1 protein-coding gene is annotated in these 610 nt (G+C 29.3%); it reads left to right on the plus strand.

The genetic code is table 4. The features are described 5' to 3' along the window. Positions 1 to 386 precede the first annotated feature (386 nt). The coding region (locus OF365_RS03195; RefSeq protein WP_263818169.1) for a restriction endonuclease subunit S at positions 387 to 610 on the plus strand (224 nt) is incomplete at its 3' end.

Here is a 610-nt window from a genome sequence, read left to right on the forward strand (position 1 = left end):
ACTAGTTGTTTACTTGGATAGAACCCAAAATAACCGAATGTATTTACAGGGAGATAGCAACCATTTAGGGATACAAAAATTGTTGTTAAAACAAAAAGGTTATCACACGACAATGAGTGATTTATTTGCTGCGATTATAAAAGATACCAAAGAAGTTTAATATTTTCTTCATCTATAATTATTTTAAAAAACAAAAACGTAAACTAGCTGTTTTTGTTTTTTTATTTCCTATTTAAATTTTAGAAAATTAAGACCATTAAAATGAAAAAACCTTTCAAAAAAAGTTCGAATAATCTGATGTTTATTTCTTGTATCTACGTTAATTTACAAACGATTGAGAACAGAGAAGAGTGGGAGATTTGTTTATTTTGACACGCGGAACCGTTGTGTCGACTAACAAATTATCCAAAACAAAAACATCCCTGTTTAAATACCCGGTTTATTCTTCTAAAACAGTAAATGAGGGACTTTTGGGTTATTATGATAAATATTTATTTGAAAACTGTATTACCTGAACTACTGATGGTGCTGGAGCTGGTTATATTAAATATCGCGATGAAAAGTTCTTTTCAACAAATGTTTCTGGGGTATTATTAGGTTCTCCAGAATA

This window comes from Ureaplasma zalophigenitalium (assembly GCF_025780055.1).
GTDB classification, from domain to species: domain Bacteria; phylum Bacillota_I; class Bacilli_A; order Mycoplasmatales; family Mycoplasmoidaceae; genus Ureaplasma; species Ureaplasma zalophigenitalium.